A 21,065-nucleotide genomic window follows, 5' to 3' on the forward strand; every position below is an offset into this window, starting at 1 on the left:
GCGGTGGAGGTCCCCTGCCCGCTGACGATGGGGTTTAAGGAAGAATAGGATAGCTGACGCCATACGGCTGACGCACGCGGAGCCGCAACATCTTGCGGCTCTACAGGGCTAAACCAACGCATGACCGGAAAACGGCCTGTATATGCCGGCGGATGCCCGGATCAGGGCCAATGAGGTAGCCCGCCCCGAACGAAAAATTGTAATCAAACCATTTTGTCCGGCGGCTGTGCTGCCCGATCTGGATTGTAATCAGCTGGTTGTAGGGCTTCAGGTTGGTTTGCCAGCGTTCACCGCTGTCCAGACGGGTAGCCGTAATGCGGTCATGGATAGTCGTTACCAGCAAGGCTGAGATGTAGGTCTGGCGTAAAAAGTTATTTGCAGATTTACCCTTCCGGATCATCCGCATCATGCACGGATACCAGGCCACCCCGCCAATCCCGTCCAGACTATAGCCCTTGTACGAAAAACCGTTTCGGCGGCCACCGGCAAATCCGGCCTGTACGCTTCCGAGCAGTGCCCAGGCCGGATGCACTTTATGTTCCACACCGGTTTCAAGGCCAACCCAGCCAGCCCGTTCCTGTACTGGCAGCCGGTTTGTTATAAAGCTGGGCTGGAGGCCGTCTGTAAACCGCAACATAAACAATGTCCGTTCCTCACGGCTGCGGCTGTATAATTCGTCAATAGCCGTTTTTTCAGCTTTTGCACGTTCCGGATCAGTTTTTGCCGGGAAAGACACTGTCTCCTGTGTGTACTCTACACGAACGGTGTCCTTTATGGTCTGTGCCTGTAAGGGCATTAGTTTGCCGGTGATTGCTATAAAAAGCACAAGGGTAGCGATGGTTTTCATGCGATCAGATTAGTAGTAGGGTTCGTAGTGTAAGCGTAGTGGTTTTACAATTTCTTCCCCGTTGACGCGTTAGTATCCGAAAGTGGTTGAATGATCACCGGGCTGTACTCGTTATCGATCTTTATCGGCGGTTTGCGGCCGGAAGCCGGCCAGTCGAAACGCTGCTGCACGCCCTTTTTCTTCAGAAACTCCCTGAAGCCGTCGGGGACCTGTACCGTGCTGTAGACCGACAGAACCCCATACTGATACTCCTCGATCCGCTTCGGAATAACCATGATGTCCGTACCAGCCGCGTCGACCTGCAGGCTCTCCAGCGTGGCAGCGTTCGGCCAGATCACCAGCTTACCGTATTTACAGTACAACTTCACGGTGCCGCCCAGTCCGCGCAGACTGACTTCGGCCTTCTGCGTTTTTCCCGTCAGCACAGCATTCACCTGCCGCCCGTCGATATCGGCATACTCCGACGTGATCGTCAGCCGGCCACCGACTTCCTCCAGCGTCAGCCGGCCAAATTCCAGGCTTACCGACCCCTCGCCTGCCCATTCGGTCAGGCTGATATCGCCGAATGCATCATTGATCGTCAGTTGCGAACGGGTTGGCACATTCACTTCGAAAACGGCCTTCAGCTGACTTTTCAGCTTGCCGGCCGATTGCGGAATCACGAAGCGATTGGCCAGATCAAGCCCCGTACCGGTAGCCTGCAACGTGTACTGGTGATAGACCAGCTCCCGCTCAGCCACCGCCCGGTCCGGATGTTTGGCAATAAGCCGAAGCCGGATGCCTACCACCGGCCGGTTCCAGCCTCGTACGATCACATCGGACTTCTGTGCCATCAGCCGGATGGGTTGGCCGTCGGCATAAGGCAACTCTTTTTCGATCGTTTTCGTCACAACCTGTACCTGCGTCTGTGCCATCGTTGCTGACCACATGCAGACCAGTAACCACAAGAGGCCCCGGCCCGAATACCTGCCTGTTCTCATATCCGTAGTTCGCGTACGAGCTGCTTCGCCACCTCAGCACGCTCATTTTCAATTTTTATCTGTGCCTGTACCAGCGCCGGATCATTACCGAAAACCGACAGCTTTTCCTCGATTTTTACCTTCCGGTCGTTCAGGTCGTCCAGCCGGCCTTTCAGTTCTTTTACCTCAGGGCGGCTACAGGCAGCTACTTCCTGCCGGCAATGCTGCTCCACAAATGTCATGAAGTGAGCGTCGGCCGCTGTCTGATCAGGGTGCTGCCGTGTCGTTACCGTCGTTTCCGTCGACCAGGCAACCGTTATGCGTTCATCCGGTTTGGGCAGATTCTGCCACCAGAACCAGCCCGCCAGTAAGCCGGCCAGCGAGGCGGCGGCGACCCATCGTGTGGCGACAGACCGGCCAATCCGCCGTACTGGTGTTTCGCCGGCGGCACCGCTTTCACCTTGTTGAACCCGCATCTCCAGCTGCGCCCATACATCGCCCGGATCATGTTCAGGCAGTTGGCTCAGCAACCGGTCAAGCCGGTCTTCATGGATAAGGTCAGCCTCAATGCGGGCCCAGAGGTCAGGGCGCGGGTCATGTTCGGGTAATTGATTCATGATCGTTGAAGCCGTTTTTTCAGCCATTTTTTCGCATAACTAACCTGTGATTTCGACGTTCCCTCCGAGATCTGAAGCATATCCGAGACCTCACGGTGGCTGTAGCCTTCTACTTCAATCAGCAGAAATACCGTACGTGCCCCTACCGGAAGCGCCAGAATAGCGGCCTCCAGTTCCTGCCCCGTCAGCGTATCCGGTTCCGGTACCGGCAGATCATGCAGGGATTCGTCAAGGCTGATGAACCGGCCTTCAAACTGCTGTTTACGCAGCGCGTGCCGTACCACAATCGTTTTCATCCACGCCCCCGGCGTCGACTGGTAGCGGAATGTATCGAGGCTCCGGAAAATGTCAACAAAGGCATCCTGCAACGCGTCGTTGGCGTGATCATAATCATTCAGCAGGCGGAATGCGGTTGAAAACATCGCTCGTTTGTAGCGCTCAAACAGCATCCGCTGCGCCGCCCGACGGGTCGGCAACGCCGGGCTCAGACAGCCCTCAATCAGGTCGCGTTCGGATATGTCGGGAGGGGTTGCCAAGCGAAACATTCGATGTTTAGATGATTACGCTCTAAAGTGCATCGGCAAACCCGAAAAGTTGGAAAGGGGTAAAAAAAAATCCTGATCCATGGCAGATTTTACCACAGATCAGGACGTTAATGCTGCTGACAGTTATAATTTGATAATCGTAAACTGGGCGCTGGATAAACCCCAGTTGCCGGTAGAGTCCTGCGTAGCCAGCCGAAAGGAAATCACATCACCGGCTTCACAATAGATAATTGAATTGAGTGTGGCCGGATACCGCGTGGTATCATACGCATTGGCACTATACGACGTGTATCCATAGGTGCCTGTCCGGCGGGAGGCACCGTTCACGAAAATACGGACCGCATACCTGTATGAAAATGAGGAATTACCGCTACTACTGAAGCTGGCGGTTAGTCTTCCGTTAATGCTGTAATACCCGGCTTTACCAACCGTGTAGTTACCATCCGTATATCGATTGTCATCATCCTGCACCTCCGGCACAACAATCTGTTCGCCCGAGGCAATAAAGACAAAAATACTGCCCACCTGAACGTTCCCTCCGAATAGTTCTACGGCTCCGTAACCGGCTTTCTGCCACGTTGCGTCCCCCTCCGCATCCGAGGTCAATACTTTACCATTGCCCTGATCGCCCGTTGCCAGCCGCACACTACCTGAGACATGTAATCTGGCCTGCGGATCGGTTGTCCCGATACCGACATTGCCATTGGTCCCGATGGTCATGCGGGGTGAACCGCCGTTGGTAGCAAACGACAACGGGTGGTTGCTGTGCGTCTGAATGGCCGCTGTTCCGCCGCCTGTACTGCTGGCATAAGTACCTACACGCACGGTTCCGTCGGGGCTGGTGTGGTCTAATCCGATGGCGGCTGAAACCGGCTTAACCGTTAGCGCACTGGCCGGATTGATCGTGCCGAGGCCGACATTGCCGTTGGGCAAAATACTGATCCGCTCCACGGTTGCCATATCGCCATTGGCCGTGGCGATGCTAACCGGGCTGTTCATGATGTACATCCTTCCGGAAATGGGATCCTGCCCGATAAGGGCTCCGAATCCGGGGGTGATGGCTTTGCGGCCATTATTAAAATAGCTGTTGAACCCAATACCCGGCCAGTTGGTTTCGATGGCGATCCCACTGGTATTTGCCCCGAACACAGCGTTGACAGCCCCTACCTTTTTATCCACAACCAGGCCGCCCAGCCCGGGCGACACACTGCCGATTCCTACCTTGCCATCGCCCGTAAAGCGCACATTCTCGGTAAAGTCGCCGGAGTTGCCAATGCCGAACACAATATTATCGGTGGCCGTCGGGGCAAACAGCTGAAACCGCGCCCCCTGAATACCCAACCCGTAATGCGGTGCAGTGGCCAGGGCGGGATTGGTGCTCCAGAGCGAAATTTTATCGCCAACCGAATTCGAAAACGACAGCGGGTAGGCAGGTGTCAGGTTACCGATTCCTACAAATCCATTGGTTGCCAGCGTCATCTGCGCGTTGGCGTTGTTGGTGGCAAACCTCAGCGGATGGTTGGAGTTGGTCTGGATATACGCTGACGTATTACTGACATACGTTCCCAGACTAACAGCTCCGTTCTCACTAATCTGGGCAAAACCATTACCCGAATACCTGATCGTCAATGGGTTGACCGGTGCATCCGTTCCGATGCCGATCCGGGTATTTGTATGATCAAAAACAAAACTCCAGTTGCCTGCCGCATTGTTGGCGATTCCGAAATGACCGGCGGCCGTTTGCCCGATAAAGGAGCCAAGCGTGTTGTCCGGTTTATTGAACCATATACCGGCCCCGTTGGTGGCCTGCTGCCGGATCCGGATCTGGCCATTCACATCAAGCGGATATTGGGGATTAGTTGCTCCGCCAATGCCCATATATTGACCGAAGGCCGTAAAATGCCCGAGCAGGCAAAGTATCAGTAACTTACAGGTGTATTTCATACGTCTTAAGTATCCGTTTTTCAGACAGCCTTGCCCGATAAGAGGGTACGGGTTGCGGATGTAAAACAGGCAGAAAAAACCATGCACCACAATCGGATAAAGGTATGATACCCCCAAAATCGGTTACTTACCGGCCAGTAGGCAATTCAGGTACTGCCAGCCAGCCGTCCCGAAATAAGACAGCCGCAAGCTGCCGAAGGCTGGAGTAAAAGTCCGGCCTTCGGCAGCTTGCGGCTGCTCTGATCAGTATAAACGGGCGGTTGAAATGCCGCTCTATGAAAGCTGTATACTCAGCAACTGCCCTTTGTCTGCTTCGGTAACAATCAGCCGATACCCATCGGGGCTAAACGTCAGGTTGGTCGGGTTTTCGCCGGGGATGCTGATTTCGCTGACCGAAATTCCATCCTGATCGAACACCTGAACCCGGCTCCCGCCGTATATCGCTGCGTATAAATTACCATCGGGGCCTACCGTCAACCCGTCGGGGCCAAAGCCCTTTTCGCCGGTTTCAGCCCAGACACGGATGTTTTCCCAGGTCAGGCTGACGGCATCCCAGTGTCCGCACCAGATGCGCTTCCGGTGCGTTTCGGCAATCAGCAGGCTGGTCCCGTTGGGCAGCATAGCCAGTCCGTTCGGGTAGCGTAAGCCTTCTGTTATGATATCTGTGTTGCCTTTGGTTGTCAATACGCCCACGTAGCCATGTACATCGTCGTCGGGCGGGCCGGGGCAGCTGAATAATAAATTACCGTATTGATCAAAAATCAGGTCGTTAGGCATATTCAGTGGTTGGCCATGTATGGCCTCCAGCACCGTTTCTACCTGCCGGTTTTCGGGATGAAGCCGCCGGATGGCGTTTTTTCCTGAATCGCAGAAATAGAGCCAGCCATCAGGCCCTTTCGTGAGTCCGTTGGGCTTACCGCCCACCTGTATTCGTTCGCTTGTTCCATCGACATGACGGCAGAATAAGCGCTCGCCCTCCTGCTCTACGCACCAGAGCCGTCCTGCATCATCAAACGCAGGTCCCTCCGGAAACCGTAGATCCGTCTTAAGTATTGTTGTTTTCATGTTCATTAGCTGAGTAAATTACAACACGTTAATACGTGCTTCTTTTCATAAAGTCAGTTTTATGCCCGTTTGTTTAGCCAACCGCTCATTTATTGGCCTCCCGCCCATTACTTTTGCAATCTGTTGAGCCAGCGGGAGTGCTAATGTGCTTAGACGCCAAAATCACTCTTTCGCCGCGCGGCGGCCGCTCTCTCACTCTTTCGCTCTCTCACTCTATGACAAGCATACGCACGTTAACGGCCTGCCTGGAAGCCTGGGCTCCGCTGGCCTATCAGGAATCATACGACAACGCCGGGCTCATCGTCGGTGATCCGTCAACACCCGCCACCGGCGTGCTGGTCACGCTCGACGCGACCGAAGCCGTTATCGACGAAGCCATTGCCAGAGGCTGCAACGTGGTGGTAGCCCACCATCCCATTGTATTTAAAGGCCTGAAGAAATTCAACGGCCGCAATTATGTGGAACGGGCCGTGATAAAAGCCATTAAAAACGATGTAGCGCTCTACGCTTCTCATACTAATCTAGATAACGTCACAGGCGGAGTAAATTTTAAAATTGCCGAAAAACTAAGCCTGCGGGACCCACGCATTCTTTCGCCCAAAGGGCAGACGCTGACCAAGCTATCGGTGTATATTCCGGTCGATTATACCGAAGCCTTGTTACAGGCGCTGTATGCGGCCGGAGCCGGTCATATCGGCCAATACGAACACTGTTCGTTCCGCGTCGAGGGCACGGGGACCTTTAAGCCACTGGACGGCGCCAATCCGGTAATCGGTCAGGTAGGTACTGACGAAGCCGTACGCGAACACAAGGTCGAGGTTATTTTTCCGGCCTATCTGGAAGGGGCCATTGTATCGGCCATGAAAAAAGCGCATCCGTACGAAGAGGTTGCCCATGATTTATATCCGGTACTGAACGTCAACGGCGAGGTTGGTTCGGGCGCCATCGGCGATTTACCGGAGGCAATGAGCGGCCCCGATTTTCTGGCTTACCTGAAGCAGCACATGAACGTCACGGTCATCCGCCATACAGCTTTGCCGGATAAGCCGGTCCGCCGGGTAGCGGTTTGCGGGGGCGCGGGCGGCTTTTTACTGCCCAACGCTATTCGTGCCGGTGCCGATGTGCTGGTGACTGCCGACTACAAATACCACGAATTTTTCGATGCCGATCAGCAAATTGTGATCTGCGACATTGGCCATTACGAAAGTGAAGTCTTTACAAAGGAGCTGATTCAGCACTATTTATCAAAACATTTCACTAATTTTGCGGTAATTTTGTCTGAAACGGTGACTAACCCGATTCAGTACTATTTTTAGCAGGTTATGGTTGCTGCCAAACTATTTACAGATAGCCTGGTGTTCAGTATTCATAATGCCTTTTACATTAAAATATATTCGCTCGAATGGAACTAACAATTGCGCAAAAACTGGATGCTCTTCTCAAACTACAAACGATTGACTCTTCCCTCGATGATCTGATTAAAATTCGTGGTAGCCTGCCTGAAGAGGTTCGGGATCTGGAGGATGAAATCGCCGGTTTTGAAACGCGAATTGGTAAGTTTAACGACGAAATCAGCACGCTGAACGACGAAATCGAACGCAACCGGTTGTCGAAAAAGGACGCCGAACGCCTGATTAATCGCTATAAAGACCAGCAGATGAACGTACGGAACAACCGTGAGTACGATGCCATCTCCAAAGAAATCGAACTGCAATCGCTCGAAATCGAACTGGCCGACAAACGCATTAAGGAAGCGCTGTTCCGCATTGCCGGGAAGGAAGACGAAATCAAGGCGACACAGGGCGCCCTGAATGAGCGGAAAGAAGACCTGCGCGTGAAAAAACAGGAACTGGATCAGATTCTGGCCGAAAGCGAAGAAGAAGAAAAACGCCTGAAAGTTGACCGCGACGAGCAAGCTACGCACATTGAAGAACGTCTGCTGAAGTCGTACACCAAAATCCGGGGCAACGCCCTCAACGGTCTGGCCGTGGTAACCGTTAAACGCGGTGCGTGTGGCGGCTGCTTCAACGTGGTTCCCCCACAGCGTCAGGCTGACATCAAAGACAAGAAGAAAATCATCGTGTGCGAACACTGCGGCCGCGTGCTGGCCGACGTAGAAGGCGCACCTGAGCCCGCAGTAACCGGTCGCCGGTAACTGCGGATTGCCCCTTGTACGCCCCGCCTGACAGAATCAGGCGGGGCTTTTTTATTTTTGTCATGAATGGTGCGCTATGTACATGCATGTTCTATCGATATTCCTCTTGTGGCTGGCCGGTCAGCAACCCGCCGGTGCGAAACCCGCCGGTGCGCAGCCGTATGGCTGGACGGCCGGCCATCAGCAGGCATACGCCGACCTGTCGAAGCTGAAAGTACAACCCGCCCTTCAGCGGCTGGCGGCCGAAAACAGCCGGAACGGGATCACTATCTGGCTCACTGATTATGCCGATATGCTCATACTGCTCATCAACGACGATGAAAAGGCGTTTGATCAGCTGGCAGGCCGGGAAACGCAGCGGCTCGATCAGTTGCGTACCTTACCCGACGATTCGCCCTATGCCCGCGTGCTACAGGCAGAGGTCAGGCTGCACTGGGCGTTTGCCAAACTGAAGTTCGGCCATGAAATCAGCGCAGGCCGGGACATCATCAAAGCGTTCCGGCTGCTGGCCGATAACCAGGAAAAATACCCCTCGTTTCTGCCTACCTACAAAGCCCTTGGCCTGCTGCACATCCTGTTCGGGTCAGTACCCGACAACTATACCTGGCTGACCAACATGCTCGGGCTTCGGGGCAATGTCCGGCTGGGACTTCAGGAACTCGAACGCGCCCAGCATGATCCGCTGCTGAAAAATGAAGCCTATCTGCTCGAACTGCTGGCCCGGTCGTACATACTGACCATGTCGCCGGCCGTGAGTCAGCAACTGACCCCGTGGGTAAACAGTCAGCCGGATAACCTGCTTGTTCATTATTTCGGGGCTACGATGCAGATCAAAAACGGGCATAGCGAACAGGCCCTGGCTTACCTGAACAGCCGGCCAACCGGCCCCGACTACCTGCCGATGCCGGTCCTGAACAGCATTCTCGGAGACATTTACCTGCAACAGGCGCAGTATGACAAAGCACAGGGAGCGTTCCGGCGTTTTTTAAGTACGTACCGCGGGCAGAGCTTTCTGAAAGATGCGTATTACAAGCTGTTTCTCAGCTTCTGGCTCGATAACGAAGACGGCAAGGCCCTGCCTTATCTGCAAAAGGTAACGTCGGTCGGCAAAACGGTGGCAGAAACGGATAAAGTGGCGCAGCAGTTTGCCGAAAATTTCGCGAAGAGAGCCCCGTCGGCCAACCAGAAGGTATTGATGAAAGCACGGCTGGCGTTCGACGGCGGTTTTCTGGACGACGCCCTGGAGCACCTGAGAGGCTATACCGAAGCGCGGTTCGGATCAACGGCCGAAAAGGCGGAATACAATTACCGGCTTGGCCGCATCCGGCAAAAGCGGGCCGAGCTGCCGGCCGCTATTCCGTTGTTTGAACGGGCCATTTCCCTCAGCGAGGCCGGTCAGCTCTCGTTTGGCGCAACCTCAGCCCTTCAGCTTGGCTACCTCTATCAGCAACAGAAAAATAATGCCAGGGCCCGGCAATATTTTGAGAAGGCACTCAGCTACAAAAAGCATGAGTATAAAAACAGCATTGACAACAAAGCCAGGGCCGCCCTGAACGACCTGGGGGAGTGACCAGCAGGCCTGAGCCTGTTAATCACTCCCCCGGCTTGTATCGTATGACGTTACAGACTCAGTAAGTCTTTAAAGCGGATGGCCTGGCGGCGGCTGATTTCGATTTTATCGCCCCCGCGCAGGGTAACCAGCAACCCGCCGCTGAACCACGGCTCGATTTTGTCGATCCATTGCAGGTTGATGATGTGTTTCCGGTTGGCGCGGAAGAACGTGGCCGGATCGAGCCGGTCTTCGAGCGCGTTGAGCGACTTCAGGACAAGCGGCTTCTGATCGTCGAAATACAGGCGCACGTAGTTCCCCATCGACTCAAACAACCGCACTTTACCCAGCTTCACGAACCAGCACTTTTCACCGTCTTTGACAAAGACCTGGTCGTTTTCGCCCAGAATCTTGGTCGAAATGTCTTTTTGGGTGCGCTCCGGTTCGTTGCGGTGATGATGCTCCTCCTCCACGCGGTGAATGGCTTCCGTCAGCCGGTTCAGCTCCACCGGCTTCAGCAGGTAATCGAGCGCATTGAACTCAAAGGCCTTGATCGCGTATTCATCGTAGGCGGTGGTAAAAATCACATCCGGCGCTTTGCCTTCGATGGACTGCAGGAGTTCAAATCCGTTTTTGCCCGGCATCTGAATGTCCAGAAAGAGCAAATCCGGTTGAAGGTCCTCAATCATGGGCAATGCCTCGTCCGCATTAGCGGCCTCGCCGATGATGTCAATTTTCGGGAAATTCTCCAGCAATCGGCGCAGTTCGGCGCGTGCTAACCGCTCGTCGTCTACAAGAAGGGTTTTCATTAATATTGTGTCAAATTGCGAGATAGACGCCCTGCCGGCTTTTTGGCGTGACGGACAAGGCTTGTGCAATTTACAGTTTTATCGACACTTCTGTTACATTACCGGGAGAATCTGTATCGCTGCCAGAACGCGCTGACCCTCTTTTTCCGTCATTGACACGCCTTATGGCTGAGTGATTCCGACATAGTTTACATTGCCCGGCACGGCCCCGTGCCACATGGTAGCCTGGTTACCATCAAACGCATTGGTAAACGAATAGAGTGCCTGATTACCGCCATAGGTAGCCGTTGAGCCGAACATAACGCCGGATATCTTTTTCGCAGCGTTATAGAATTCGATCTCCATTAACTCACCATATCCCTGCGGACCGGCCACAAACCGCAGGTATTTGTAGACGTTTGCATTTCCTGTAAAAGTATAGCTGTTCCAGGCACCTGGATTAGGGTACACAATAATTGACGCCAGCGTAGTCCAGTTCTGATTATCGTTTGATCCCTGGAACACCGCCCCTCCGTAACGATACATAAGCTGCACCCCGCTCGTATTTGGCCGGGTATAAATCCGGGCAGACGTAGCAACAAGGCCACATGGGTTGCACCCGGGACAGTTACAGGCTGAGTATATAACCAATACCATTTGTGTACTGGCAGACGCATTGGCATTATCGGTTGCCTGATACGTTAATGTAAAAGACCCCGTAACCGATGAAGTTCCACTTATCTGCTGTGTAGCCGGATTAAAAGACAGGCCTGCCGGTAAACCACTCATAGCATACGTCATTGCCTGTCCTTCCGGGTCAGTAAAAACGCCTGCCGGTATCGTGTAGGTAAATGCATTGCCGGTAACCGCCGTTAAAGTAGCCGGTAGCGACACAGCGTTGTTTCTCACAGGTGGCGCGTTTGTCGTCTGACAGGTAGCTTTCCAGTCCCAGGTATAGGTATAAAAATTCCCGCTCTGCCAGCCTTGCAGGGTAAACGGCTGAGCATCGGTGTAAGGCAATACCGTAAATGGCCCGGCAGCGGTTGTCCAGCCGGTCACCCCGACAGCCATATAATACACAGTTGAGCCGTTGCCGCCGGTTGAGTTGAAATAAAAACTACCCGTTGAGCAGTTATAAGACGGTGCCAGCAGTTGAAAAGCCACTGCCTGACTACTCACAATTATCACTAACGATCTGCTTCCGGATGCACCATACGGATCAGTTGCGGTAAGGGTTGCCGTATAGGTACCCGGTGTATTAGCCACTCCACTTATCGTAAAGCCGTTTATGGTTACCCCCCCGGGCAAACCGCTGGCGGCATAGGCCATACTTTGATTTTCAGGCTCGGTAAAGGCATTGAGTGGCAGATAATAAGCCATAGCTGCGCCGGCCACCACAGTAAGAGCCGGTAAGCTGACCGCCCCGTTCGGAGCCGGTGGACAGTTAGTTATCGCCGGTACGGTTAAACTACCGGGTTGGCTCACACAGGTTCCCTGCTTACAGGTGGCGGTATAAATCCCTGGCGTTGTTATCGTAAAAGAAGAGCCGGTAGCCCCGCCCGCCCAGGTAATTGTTCCGCTGCTGCATCCGCCGGCAGTCAGTATCATTCCCTGACCGGCGCAGAAACCGGTAGCTCCTGCCGTAAGAACAGGTGCTGACGGCGGTACACACGGCGGTACCTTACTTTCCTGACCAATACCGACATAATTGGAATTCCCGGTTGTGGCGCCGTGCCACATCGTGGTTGTATTACCATCAAAGACATTTCCGGACACATAGTTTGACTGGTTATTATACGTTGCCGGAGACCCGAAGCTTGTTCCGGTTATTTTCGTATTACCGCTGTAGAACTCAATCTCCATCAGTTCGCCATAGCCGTTCGGGCCAGCCACGAACCGTACATAACGATAGGGAACTGTATTACCGGCAAATGCATAGCTGTTCCAGGCATCGGCGACCGGGTCCGTTGTAATGGTAGCGAGGGTTGTCCAGCTTTTCGATTCCAGCGGGTTTATTATATCATTCGATCCCTGAAAAACACCGCCAACATAACGGAACATGATATTCCAGCCCGGATTTGGCCGGGTATATATCCTCGCTGACGTGGCCAGTTTGTAACATTCTGCCCCTTCGTCTACCAGCAATACCCCGGCAAGGCTCGCACAGCCATTCTGCGTACAGGTAGCCGAATAGCTTCCGGCCCCACTGATCACAAGCGTATTACCGACACTACCGGTAGACCAGTTAATCGTCCCACCGGTACAACCGCTTGCGGTCAGCGTTACATTCTGCCCGGGGCAAATTGTTCCCTGACTGGCCGCCAGCACAGGTGCGGCCGGTAAGGTACTACAACAGGTGGCTCCCGCACCAAGATTGATGCTCCGCGCATTACTGGCGCAGCCGTTTACAACGCAGGTGGCCGAATAAAATCCCGTTGTTGTTACGTTCAGCGTAGTGCCAGTACTACCTGTAGACCAGCGGATCACTCCGCCGGAACAGCCACCGGCCGTTATGACCGCACTCTGATTCGGGCAAATTGTTGTTGGATTAGCCGATAACACAGGCGGTTGCGGTTGTGTACAGGCTTGTATGGTCAGGGTCGGAATAGCCAGATTGGTCATACAGGCATTATTCGTCGCCTTGTAATTCAGGGTAAACGTGCCGGCGCTTACCGGCGTACCACTAATAACCCCGGTGGCAGCATTAAAGGTCAGCCCAACCGGCAACCCACTCACCGAAAAAGTCAGCGGATAACCGTCCTGATCATAAAAAGCCATCGCCGGAAACGTATAGGAGAACGGGACACCCGTTGTGGCGGTCAGGTTCGGAATCTGAATACTGTAGTCACGAACCGGCGGCTGTTTGACCGACTGACAATAGGTTTGCCAGCTCCACGACATATTGACAATTGTGCTTCCCTGACGGGCATAGAGCGTAAGCGGAAAGGCATCACAATAAAATTGTACGCTGTGGCCGGTACGCTTCGTTGTCCAACCCGTAATATCTGTCGACAGAAAATAGACCGGTGTACCATCTCCGCCGGTCACATTAAAGCTGAATATACCGGTGTTACAATCATACGTTGGCGGCAACAGCCTGAGCGGTGCCGGTGCCACAACGGCAACCGGCAGTGTAGCATAGGTAACTCCGCCGGATTGATTTACCGCCTTTACGCTAAGTGTATACATCAGCCCCTCGCTACCGGCGGGCGGGGTTCCGCTGATTACTTTTCCGTTGACAGTCATCCAGGCAGGCGCACCTGCCGGATCAATGCTGACGGTCATTGAGGCCGGATCGGAGAACGTATTCGCAGGCACTGAATAACTAAAGGACTGCCCAACCACTGCGCTCACTCCTGTCAATGGCAAACTAACAGTAGGCCCGGCAAGGCGGTAGGCATACTCGTAGCGCTTTACAACGGCCTGATTGGTATTCAGTATCTGCTTCAGCCGGCCCAGGGCGTCATACCGGTAATAGGTACTGATGCCTGCCGGGCTGATTTCAGTGGTAGTGCCAAACAAGACATCGTGCGTAAATCCTTTAATCAGCGACTGCGGTAATTTAGGCCGCAAAGCAGCCAGGACCGACTGAATGCCGGCATCTGAAACCGTACTGCTAGTCAACGGCGACAGATCGACGCCGGTCGCGGTAAGCTGAGCCGCCGTTGCATTGCTGATTTCGGCTACCGGACGCATGTAATTATAGCCCCACAGATAAGTGGTATTCAGCCCGTCGGTTTGTGTAATGGTTTGCTGCACTTTATTGGCATACGTAATCTGCGTTTTAGGTACGTAGGTAGCGCTGACAGGTACTGTCGGCAACACCGACGCCGGATCTACCGTCACCGGAACCGGCTGCACGGTCTCCAGCTGATGAATAGAAATCGGTTGCCCGTCCGGATTATACTGCGTAATGCGGTGCTGCGTGGTCAGGTTATTGCGTAGCAACTGATTGCCAATGACCTTATTAAGTATATTTTTGCTCTTGAGCGTGGCAATTGTTCCGTTCATGGCGGTGTTGGCGTAATCCTCCACATACGTCAGCCGGGTCTGAGCCGTAGAGCCATCGCTGCCCATCATTGTTTCGCCGGTCAGGTATTTATGGTTTGTAGCAGCATAGTCAAAACTTTTCGTGACGACGATTCCGTTCTGTCCGTTCAGGTCATACGTCGTTTCGACCTGTGAGGTGAGTCGTGGCCACCCTTCCGTAAAGTCGTAGTTTACAAAATAGTACTCTTTATCCTTTCTGACCTCAAACACCTTCGCTGCCGGTATGGTGCCGAGGCTGGAATTGGTATAATACGACTCCTGTTTGAATACGGTCTGATCACTGACATTCATCACCGTTTTACGCAGTAACTGCCCGTGTGCCCAATCCAGATTCTGCCCCGGGAAAAACGGCCAGGCATATTGATCCGTAATGGCGCTCTCCCGATAGTCGGTAATAGTCTGCCCGCTCTGACTGAACAAGGAGGCAATAGCCGCACTGTAACCGGTCGGAGAGTCTCGCTCTGAGTTGTACTCATAAACGGTTTTTCCGTTGTAAATACGGCCCGCATTGCTTGTCGTAAACGTTCGTTCTGTTACTTTTCCATACCCGATGTGGGTGCCGCCCCGATACCCGTGATCGGTGACCATACCCGAATTGATCTCCACGTACAAATGCCGGTCTGATGTATAACCACTTGACCCTCCAATGGTTCCGCACTCCGGAAAGGGCGACTTCCGTGTCACACCATCATAGGTAGACCAATAAAAATAGCTGTAATAATGCGGTTTGGCTCGTAAGACGCCGTTTTCGTAGGTATACTCCGTCTGTTTAACCGGCTGCCCGTCGATCCGGTTGATGATCTCCCTGATCCGGATACCCCCCGCATACCGTTTCGCATAATCTGGCCCGTAACAATATAACTCGTTTGAGGTTGGTGCCGGCACGCCCGTAGCTCCGACGTACTGATACTGATGGGGTTCATAAATAAATTCAGACTGTCCGCCTGTCGGGTACGTGATCCGTTGCAGACTGCCGTACTGACTGGCGGGAAAATAAGGCTCCCGGTTAGCCCCGCCAATCTGCCATAAGTTCAGGGATGTTATGCCTGCCGCCGGATCACATCGCTGGAATAAATTATAAAATTCGGTATCGGCATCGCCAAACGGACCGCAGAACCCTGGGTTCAGATCCTTGTTATACAGAGTATTGTAGTTATAATATCCCCAATGATCCTGATTGGCAGACACTTTATTGGGTAGCAGGTCTTCGCCGGCGGTGTTGCGGCCGTAGTACTCAAACCGGTAGGTTGGCGGATTGGTCAGCGACGCATCCGATTTATCCTGTACGCCGGTCAGATAGAGCCGGTAATTCAGATATGGACAGCCGTTGGCATCCTTACACGGATTGACCGATAACGCCTGATACGGATCGCTCGTCTTGACGGACTGATACTGTAGATCGACCACCTTTTTTACGACGCCCCCCACATCCTTGATTGTAATTTCGTCGAGATAGCCTGCCCCCTGCGTACTGCTGGTATACAAATCCTGTCTCGGGCTTGCCTTAAACTCAACCGTTGCCAGGCCCTGAAACGTTATCGTGGTTAAGCGCTTCCCTAAAATCGAGACAAACCGTTCGTAGGCAAAATCGGTGTAGCCCGGCGCAGACAAATAGCCGGATTGTCCGTTGGGGGTAATCAGCCGCGACGAGCGGGCAGGCATGTGGTACCCATACGATTCATCGACGTAGTTGAATACAATCACTTCCTTGCCCGATGCCGAGGTTATTTTGGTTAAGTACCAGGCCGTGACGGCACCGGTTCCGTTGGTGGTAATTTCCTGCCCGTTGAATTCATACCGGTTGCCGTTGTCGGTCACAATCGTAAAATTGTTCTGGCTACTCAGGGCAGACGTTGTCGTATAGGATACCTGATAACTCGCCTGGTTGCTGAACCGGGGTTTGCCGGTTGCATCAAACACAAAGCTGCCCGACATACCCATGAAATTATAGTAAAAGATGTCCGGCTCGAAATCGTAATTGGTATTGCCGGTATTTTTCAGGGTATTCAGCGATGCCGTTGAGTTTCCGAGCGGAAGCGGTACACGTACGCCCGAACCGGCCTGTTGCTCGGCCTTATCCCGGACACTGCGGGTAATGACGCCTCCTGCCTCAAGCGACCACCCCAGGCCAACCCATGAGGCGTTGTCTTCGACCCGGACACCCGAAGCACGGTACGAAAGCGTGATGGGCAGCTTTAGTTCCACGCCGGTAAGCTCATATACGGGAATCGTAATCGACGGTGTACCGGTATAGAGGCTGACCGGAATTTCGCCATACGTACCCAGGGCGGCAGCGCCGGGCGATGCGGGCAGGATTTTGTCGTAATCCTGATTAGTATAGTCGAGCCCGGATTTGTTTTGGGTTGATGAGCCCGGCGGGGTGGCGGTATACGACGGCGGCAGCGATTGTGCCGCGCCTAACCGGCCAATTACCAACATACACAACAGCATTGCCCATACCCGGCAATTACGCCCAATGCTGCTGTCTACAGCTGTACATAAACGGTGTTTCATACTCATGATTTGATGGTGAAAAAGTTAATATCAATTAAATAATATTAACATATGATCATTTTTAATGAACCATAGAAACGTGTTTCTCCGGAGAAATCTTCAGCCAACAGGCCAATAGGGTAACTGATTATTTACCTCCAAACGTCCGTTCGGGATCGGTACCGGTGTGCTGAAACCGGTACAGGCTTTTACTATGGCTTCGCCATCAGCGCTATGCCGGTTGCAGGCTACCTACTGCCGGCATTCCCGCGCTACAGCAACGGGGTTTGTTCATCATGGGCAAAATATGGGGTAAGCCTCACTCGCAAAATGCGAGTGCAAACGGGATAACATGAATTATTGCACATATACAATATCTCCTCCAATACATTTTATCACTAAAATTCCTTTCTCGATTTTAAAATTCTCAATATAATCAGGCAAAGAGTATGTTTTATTTAGTGAAAAATCTGTAGTGATAATTCTTATAACTTCAAGCTGAGTGATTACAAACAAAAGCTCTTTATGTATAATTATATCATAAAAGTAATAATCTAAATAAACTTTTTTTAACACTTCCCCCGTCGAAAAGTCAAATATCACAAAAACCAAATCTATACCAATAGAGCACAATAAAACATTAATACATTTTACTACTGGCTTAATATCTTCACTTTGCCATCCTATCTTATATTCAGCCCTTCCATTTGATACAATTCCAAAAGCCCTATCTATTGGCTCATCTTCAAACAAAGTTGGAATTTTTAGATTTCTAAAATCTAATTCTGATATTTTTTTTACATTTATATTCATTTAACTGAAGGATTTCAGGAATTATTATTGAAACAGAAGGAATAGACTTCATGTTTCCTTTTTGATAAAAAAAGCTAACATTAACACTTACTTGGTTTTCGATGTTTATACTTCTAATTACAGTTGTTCCATACTGACTAGTTTTAGTCGATATAATTGTCCCACTTTCCATAGCTTGGCCAAACACTTAAGTAACTGGCTTTCATTTTTAATCCCCACGTTGTTAAGTCTTTTAAGCTTTGCGCAGACCTTGCAATATTGTGTTCTAAGCCACTCACAACATGGCAAAAAATAATCAAATTTACCAGGATTCACACAAAAACCTGCATCAGCCGCCGCCCCGAACTCCTGCGCCACCATGCTTTCTTCGAAGGCATATCCGGCATACACCACTTCCCGTTCCACGGCCGGTGCTACCGCCCTAAGTCGCTTTAGGCAAGCCAACTTACGGGCCGGAGCGGTCCGCCGCCGGAGGCCCTTTTGAATAGGGGTTCCTCGTCACAGACGAGAAACAACGGAGAAAGAGTTCAACACTAAAAATTGCTTTTGAAAAAATTAATATCATTTATTTATTTTCTTTTCAACACAATACGGTATTGCATGTTCTTATTTGTATTTTTCCCCGGCTCTATATATTTTTCATAGCCTGCCTTGCTGAAAATTAACCATAGGAAGGCACTTTTTTTGAGTTCACAAGAAAAAAAGCCTTTCGAATCTGTATAAACGACGATTTGATCATGTCCTAAATACTCATCATAATTCATCTTACCAGCATCACTTTCATACCGTTCATTACGAATTATTACCTTTACATTACTTAATGGTCTACCTTCTGTACTATCAAAAACCAATCCTTTAACCCTTACATCTTCAATATCCCTTGATAAAAAAAAATATAAAGAAAAGTACAAAACAGCTAAGAGTATTACACTAATTATCAGGACCAGTATAACTCTAATCCACTTCACTTATCTTTGCATTTACTCCCATGATACCTGATTATTTTAACTCGTAAAGCCTCTGCAACAGACAGTACTCAGGGTAATCGCTCGCCTGTGGCGAGTAATTTTTATCCAGAAGGGACCGCGGCGGCGGACCGCTCCCGCCCGTAGATTGTTTTGTAACAAGCTAACTTTCGGGCCGGAGGCCCTTATGAATAGAGGTTCCTCGTCACAGACGAGAAACAACGGGGCCAACTTTCGGGCCGGAGCGGTCCGCCGCCGGAGGCCCTTATGAATAGGGACTCCTCGTCACAGACAAGAAACAACGGGAACGAACTCCTAAAATATGTACCTGAATGATAAAATACAGGCTAAATCAGGCTTTGGCTATTTTACATTTCTATATCGTCGTCATCTTCAAAAAAATCAGGATGTAGAGGAATTGACTTATCTATCAGTTCAGTAAAATGCTTTTTATGCGAAAAAAAATTCTGTATTTCTTCGCTCTCAATATTTGGTTGTACATTTAGTATCACAGCGTCCTTAACTAAAAGCCCTTTACCACAAAAGCAACATATCACTTCCGATTGCTTATTGAATTGGCCATCCATAATTTTTACCTATTCTATTTATTGATTTCAAAGACCAGTTACTCATAGTTGTAATAACTTTTCCTGTCGTTTGATTCTGAATTACAGCATTAAATCTACCTGGTGTTATTTCATGTAAAAACACATGCGCTCCATCTGCTTGTGTAAATGTTTTACCTAATGACATGGTGGAATTTACTCCTTCCATAGAAAGTACACCACCTCTTGTTGCAGCCGCTCCCGCAATTCTCTCTGCACCGTGTGCTGTGAGTTCAAATCCCCCCTTTGCCGCCGCCCCGAACTCCTGCGCCACCATTCGTTCTTCGAAGGCAAACCCGGCATACACCACTTCCCGTTCTACGGCCGGTACTACCGCCTAAGTCGCTTTTGGCAAGCCAACTTACGGGCCGGAGCGGTCCGCCGCCGGAGGCCCTTTTGAATAGAGGTTCCTTGTCACAGACGAGAAACAACGGGGGCGCTGGCATTCTCACAAATCTATACGGTCGCATACAAACGATACATAATCGCCTGAAGTTATATCATTTGGTAAAGAGACATCAAGTTGGATTACGAACTCTCCGATTTGAATTTGATTTAACTCTTTATTCAAAACAGTACCTGAAATTTCATATCCAAAAGTTTTCCCCTTTCTATTGACAAGCAAATTTTCTGTATTATTCAACTTATAAATCCCCTTTGCATTCAACGTGTATAAAGGCAATTTTACGCTATCGCCTACATTTTGATTAAAAGGATGAGAAAAAACAATGAGACTGAAATTTACATCCGACAAGTATACTTCGGCCTCCTTAGCCTCTTTTGACAACCATTTTACATTGCTAACTTGAACCATATTTTTTTTAATATTCAAATAAACCTGGTGCTTTTCTAGCAAGCTCCTGAGCAGTTTTAATATGAAATGTAGTTATGTTTCCTGTTGACCTATTTAAGCCAACAAATCCAAATTTAGCACTACCCTGACCACCAATAAGCCTAACATAACCATTCATTTCCGGTACAAAGGTTCCATTCTTGATAATAAAGTTCGCGTCATCTAAATAATTTTTTAGATTATAAGAAGTCTTACCAAGAGCGTCCATAACACTTTTCCTGTGCTTACCAAAATGTACTATGGCTTCGTCACCGCTAAATTTCAAACTATTCTTTACCCCCCTACCGAACTCTTGCGCCACCATTCGTTCCTCGAAGGCATACTCAGCATACACTACTTCCCGTTCTACGGCCGGTACTACCGCTGCCGCCGTCTCCTGGCCTACCTTTGTAAACAAACTCCCCCGCACTCCTTCCAGAGCCAGTGCCCCTTCCAGCGCCTGACTGTAGGTCTCCCGCCGCAAAAAGGCATTCACCGTCCGCTGCCACGCCGCCCGGCTTGAGTTTACAAACGTCGTCCGGAGCTGTTTACCAAAGCTACTGCCCTGCTTTGCGGCAGGTTTGGGAGCTGTTGATGTAGGCTCGTTCTGCCGGGTACTGATTGCACTTGCCCGGGGCCGGGGTTTCGGCTGTTCCTGCTCTCCCTCGTCACTAAAAGTAGTACTAAAATCCCAGCCCTCCTGCAAGCCATAGCTATCGGTGGTGGGGCTCATGCCATCGGGGTCCACAAACCGCAGCGGATTGTCAAACGCCATCGTAAACGTCGACCAGCGCCGCATCTGCTCCGCCAGCGGGTCCACCGAATTCCACCGCCCGAG

The 21,065-nt window shown here is 51.2% G+C and carries 17 protein-coding genes; 3 read left to right on the forward strand and 14 right to left on the reverse strand.

The window, feature by feature from the left end; translation table 11 throughout:
- Positions 1 to 100 precede the first annotated feature (100 nt).
- The 6 genes from BLX24_RS23870 to BLX24_RS23895 form a co-directional block, all read right to left on the reverse strand.
- Positions 101 to 847 carry a hypothetical protein gene (locus BLX24_RS23870; protein ID WP_143092780.1) on the reverse strand — a complete coding sequence of 249 codons (747 nt, stop codon included), beginning with the start codon at positions 845 to 847 and terminating at the stop codon, positions 101 to 103.
- A gap of 44 nt (positions 848 to 891) precedes the next feature.
- Positions 892 to 1,827 carry a hypothetical protein gene (locus BLX24_RS23875; protein ID WP_071505735.1) on the reverse strand — a complete coding sequence of 312 codons (936 nt, stop codon included), beginning with the start codon at positions 1,825 to 1,827 and terminating at the stop codon, positions 892 to 894.
- On the reverse strand, positions 1,824 to 2,423 hold the full coding sequence (locus tag BLX24_RS23880; RefSeq protein WP_071505736.1) for a hypothetical protein: 600 nt from the start codon (positions 2,421 to 2,423) through the stop codon (positions 1,824 to 1,826). Before BLX24_RS23880 ends, BLX24_RS23875 begins: the two co-directional genes overlap by 4 nt.
- The gene (locus BLX24_RS23885) at positions 2,420 to 2,968 is read right to left on the reverse strand and encodes an RNA polymerase sigma factor (RefSeq protein WP_071505737.1); all 549 of its coding nucleotides are present in this window, start codon (positions 2,966 to 2,968) and stop codon (positions 2,420 to 2,422) included. The genes BLX24_RS23880 and BLX24_RS23885 overlap by 4 nt, the downstream gene beginning before the upstream one ends.
- A gap of 123 nt (positions 2,969 to 3,091) precedes the next feature.
- Positions 3,092 to 4,912: a hypothetical protein gene (locus BLX24_RS23890; RefSeq protein WP_143092781.1), complete on the reverse strand. Its 1,821-nt coding sequence runs from the start codon at positions 4,910 to 4,912 to the stop codon at positions 3,092 to 3,094.
- Between the two features lie 273 nt (positions 4,913 to 5,185).
- Complete coding sequence (locus BLX24_RS23895) at positions 5,186 to 5,977, reverse strand: SMP-30/gluconolactonase/LRE family protein (RefSeq protein ID WP_177225911.1); 792 nt, start codon at positions 5,975 to 5,977, stop codon at positions 5,186 to 5,188.
- Between the two features lie 215 nt (positions 5,978 to 6,192).
- Between BLX24_RS23895 and BLX24_RS23900 the strand changes: the two genes are divergently transcribed.
- From BLX24_RS23900 to BLX24_RS23910, 3 genes are all read left to right on the forward strand, one after another.
- Positions 6,193 to 7,293 (forward strand): Nif3-like dinuclear metal center hexameric protein, encoded by a 1,101-nt coding sequence (locus tag BLX24_RS23900; protein ID WP_071505740.1) that lies wholly within the window; start codon positions 6,193 to 6,195, stop codon positions 7,291 to 7,293.
- Positions 7,294 to 7,379: 86 nt separating this feature from the next.
- Positions 7,380 to 8,132 carry a zinc ribbon domain-containing protein gene (locus BLX24_RS23905; RefSeq protein ID WP_071505741.1) on the forward strand — a complete coding sequence of 251 codons (753 nt, stop codon included), beginning with the start codon at positions 7,380 to 7,382 and terminating at the stop codon, positions 8,130 to 8,132.
- Positions 8,133 to 8,214: 82 nt separating this feature from the next.
- Positions 8,215 to 9,702 carry a tetratricopeptide repeat protein gene (locus BLX24_RS23910; protein ID WP_071505755.1) on the forward strand — a complete coding sequence of 496 codons (1,488 nt, stop codon included), beginning with the start codon at positions 8,215 to 8,217 and terminating at the stop codon, positions 9,700 to 9,702.
- Positions 9,703 to 9,752: 50 nt separating this feature from the next.
- On the opposite strand, the gene BLX24_RS23915 is transcribed toward BLX24_RS23910, so the two are convergent.
- From BLX24_RS23915 to BLX24_RS23950, 8 genes are all read right to left on the reverse strand, one after another.
- Positions 9,753 to 10,490, reverse strand: coding sequence for a LytR/AlgR family response regulator transcription factor (locus BLX24_RS23915; protein ID WP_071505742.1), 738 nt, complete (start codon positions 10,488 to 10,490; stop codon positions 9,753 to 9,755).
- 162 nt (positions 10,491 to 10,652) lie between these two features.
- The gene (locus BLX24_RS23920) at positions 10,653 to 17,033 is read right to left on the reverse strand and encodes a putative Ig domain-containing protein (RefSeq protein ID WP_177225912.1); all 6,381 of its coding nucleotides are present in this window, start codon (positions 17,031 to 17,033) and stop codon (positions 10,653 to 10,655) included.
- 336 nt (positions 17,034 to 17,369) lie between these two features.
- Entirely contained in the window at positions 17,370 to 17,825 is a 456-nt protein-coding gene (locus BLX24_RS23925; protein WP_071505744.1) for a hypothetical protein, read from the reverse strand.
- A gap of 117 nt (positions 17,826 to 17,942) precedes the next feature.
- Positions 17,943 to 18,230 (reverse strand): hypothetical protein, encoded by a 288-nt coding sequence (locus BLX24_RS23930; protein WP_143092782.1) that lies wholly within the window; start codon positions 18,228 to 18,230, stop codon positions 17,943 to 17,945.
- Positions 18,231 to 18,394: 164 nt separating this feature from the next.
- On the reverse strand, positions 18,395 to 18,736 hold the full coding sequence (locus tag BLX24_RS23935; RefSeq protein WP_143092783.1) for a carboxypeptidase regulatory-like domain-containing protein: 342 nt from the start codon (positions 18,734 to 18,736) through the stop codon (positions 18,395 to 18,397).
- 621 nt (positions 18,737 to 19,357) lie between these two features.
- On the reverse strand, positions 19,358 to 19,672 hold the full coding sequence (locus BLX24_RS32250; RefSeq protein WP_143092784.1) for a hypothetical protein: 315 nt from the start codon (positions 19,670 to 19,672) through the stop codon (positions 19,358 to 19,360).
- Positions 19,673 to 19,843: 171 nt separating this feature from the next.
- Positions 19,844 to 20,227 (reverse strand): hypothetical protein, encoded by a 384-nt coding sequence (locus BLX24_RS23945; RefSeq protein ID WP_177225913.1) that lies wholly within the window; start codon positions 20,225 to 20,227, stop codon positions 19,844 to 19,846.
- On the reverse strand, positions 20,217 to 21,065 hold an 849-nt coding region (locus BLX24_RS23950; RefSeq protein WP_218160715.1), incomplete at its 5' end, for a hypothetical protein. The genes BLX24_RS23950 and BLX24_RS23945, both read right to left, overlap by 11 nt.

The organism is Arsenicibacter rosenii, assembly GCF_001870735.1.
GTDB lineage: Bacteria > Bacteroidota > Bacteroidia > Cytophagales > Spirosomataceae > Arsenicibacter > Arsenicibacter rosenii.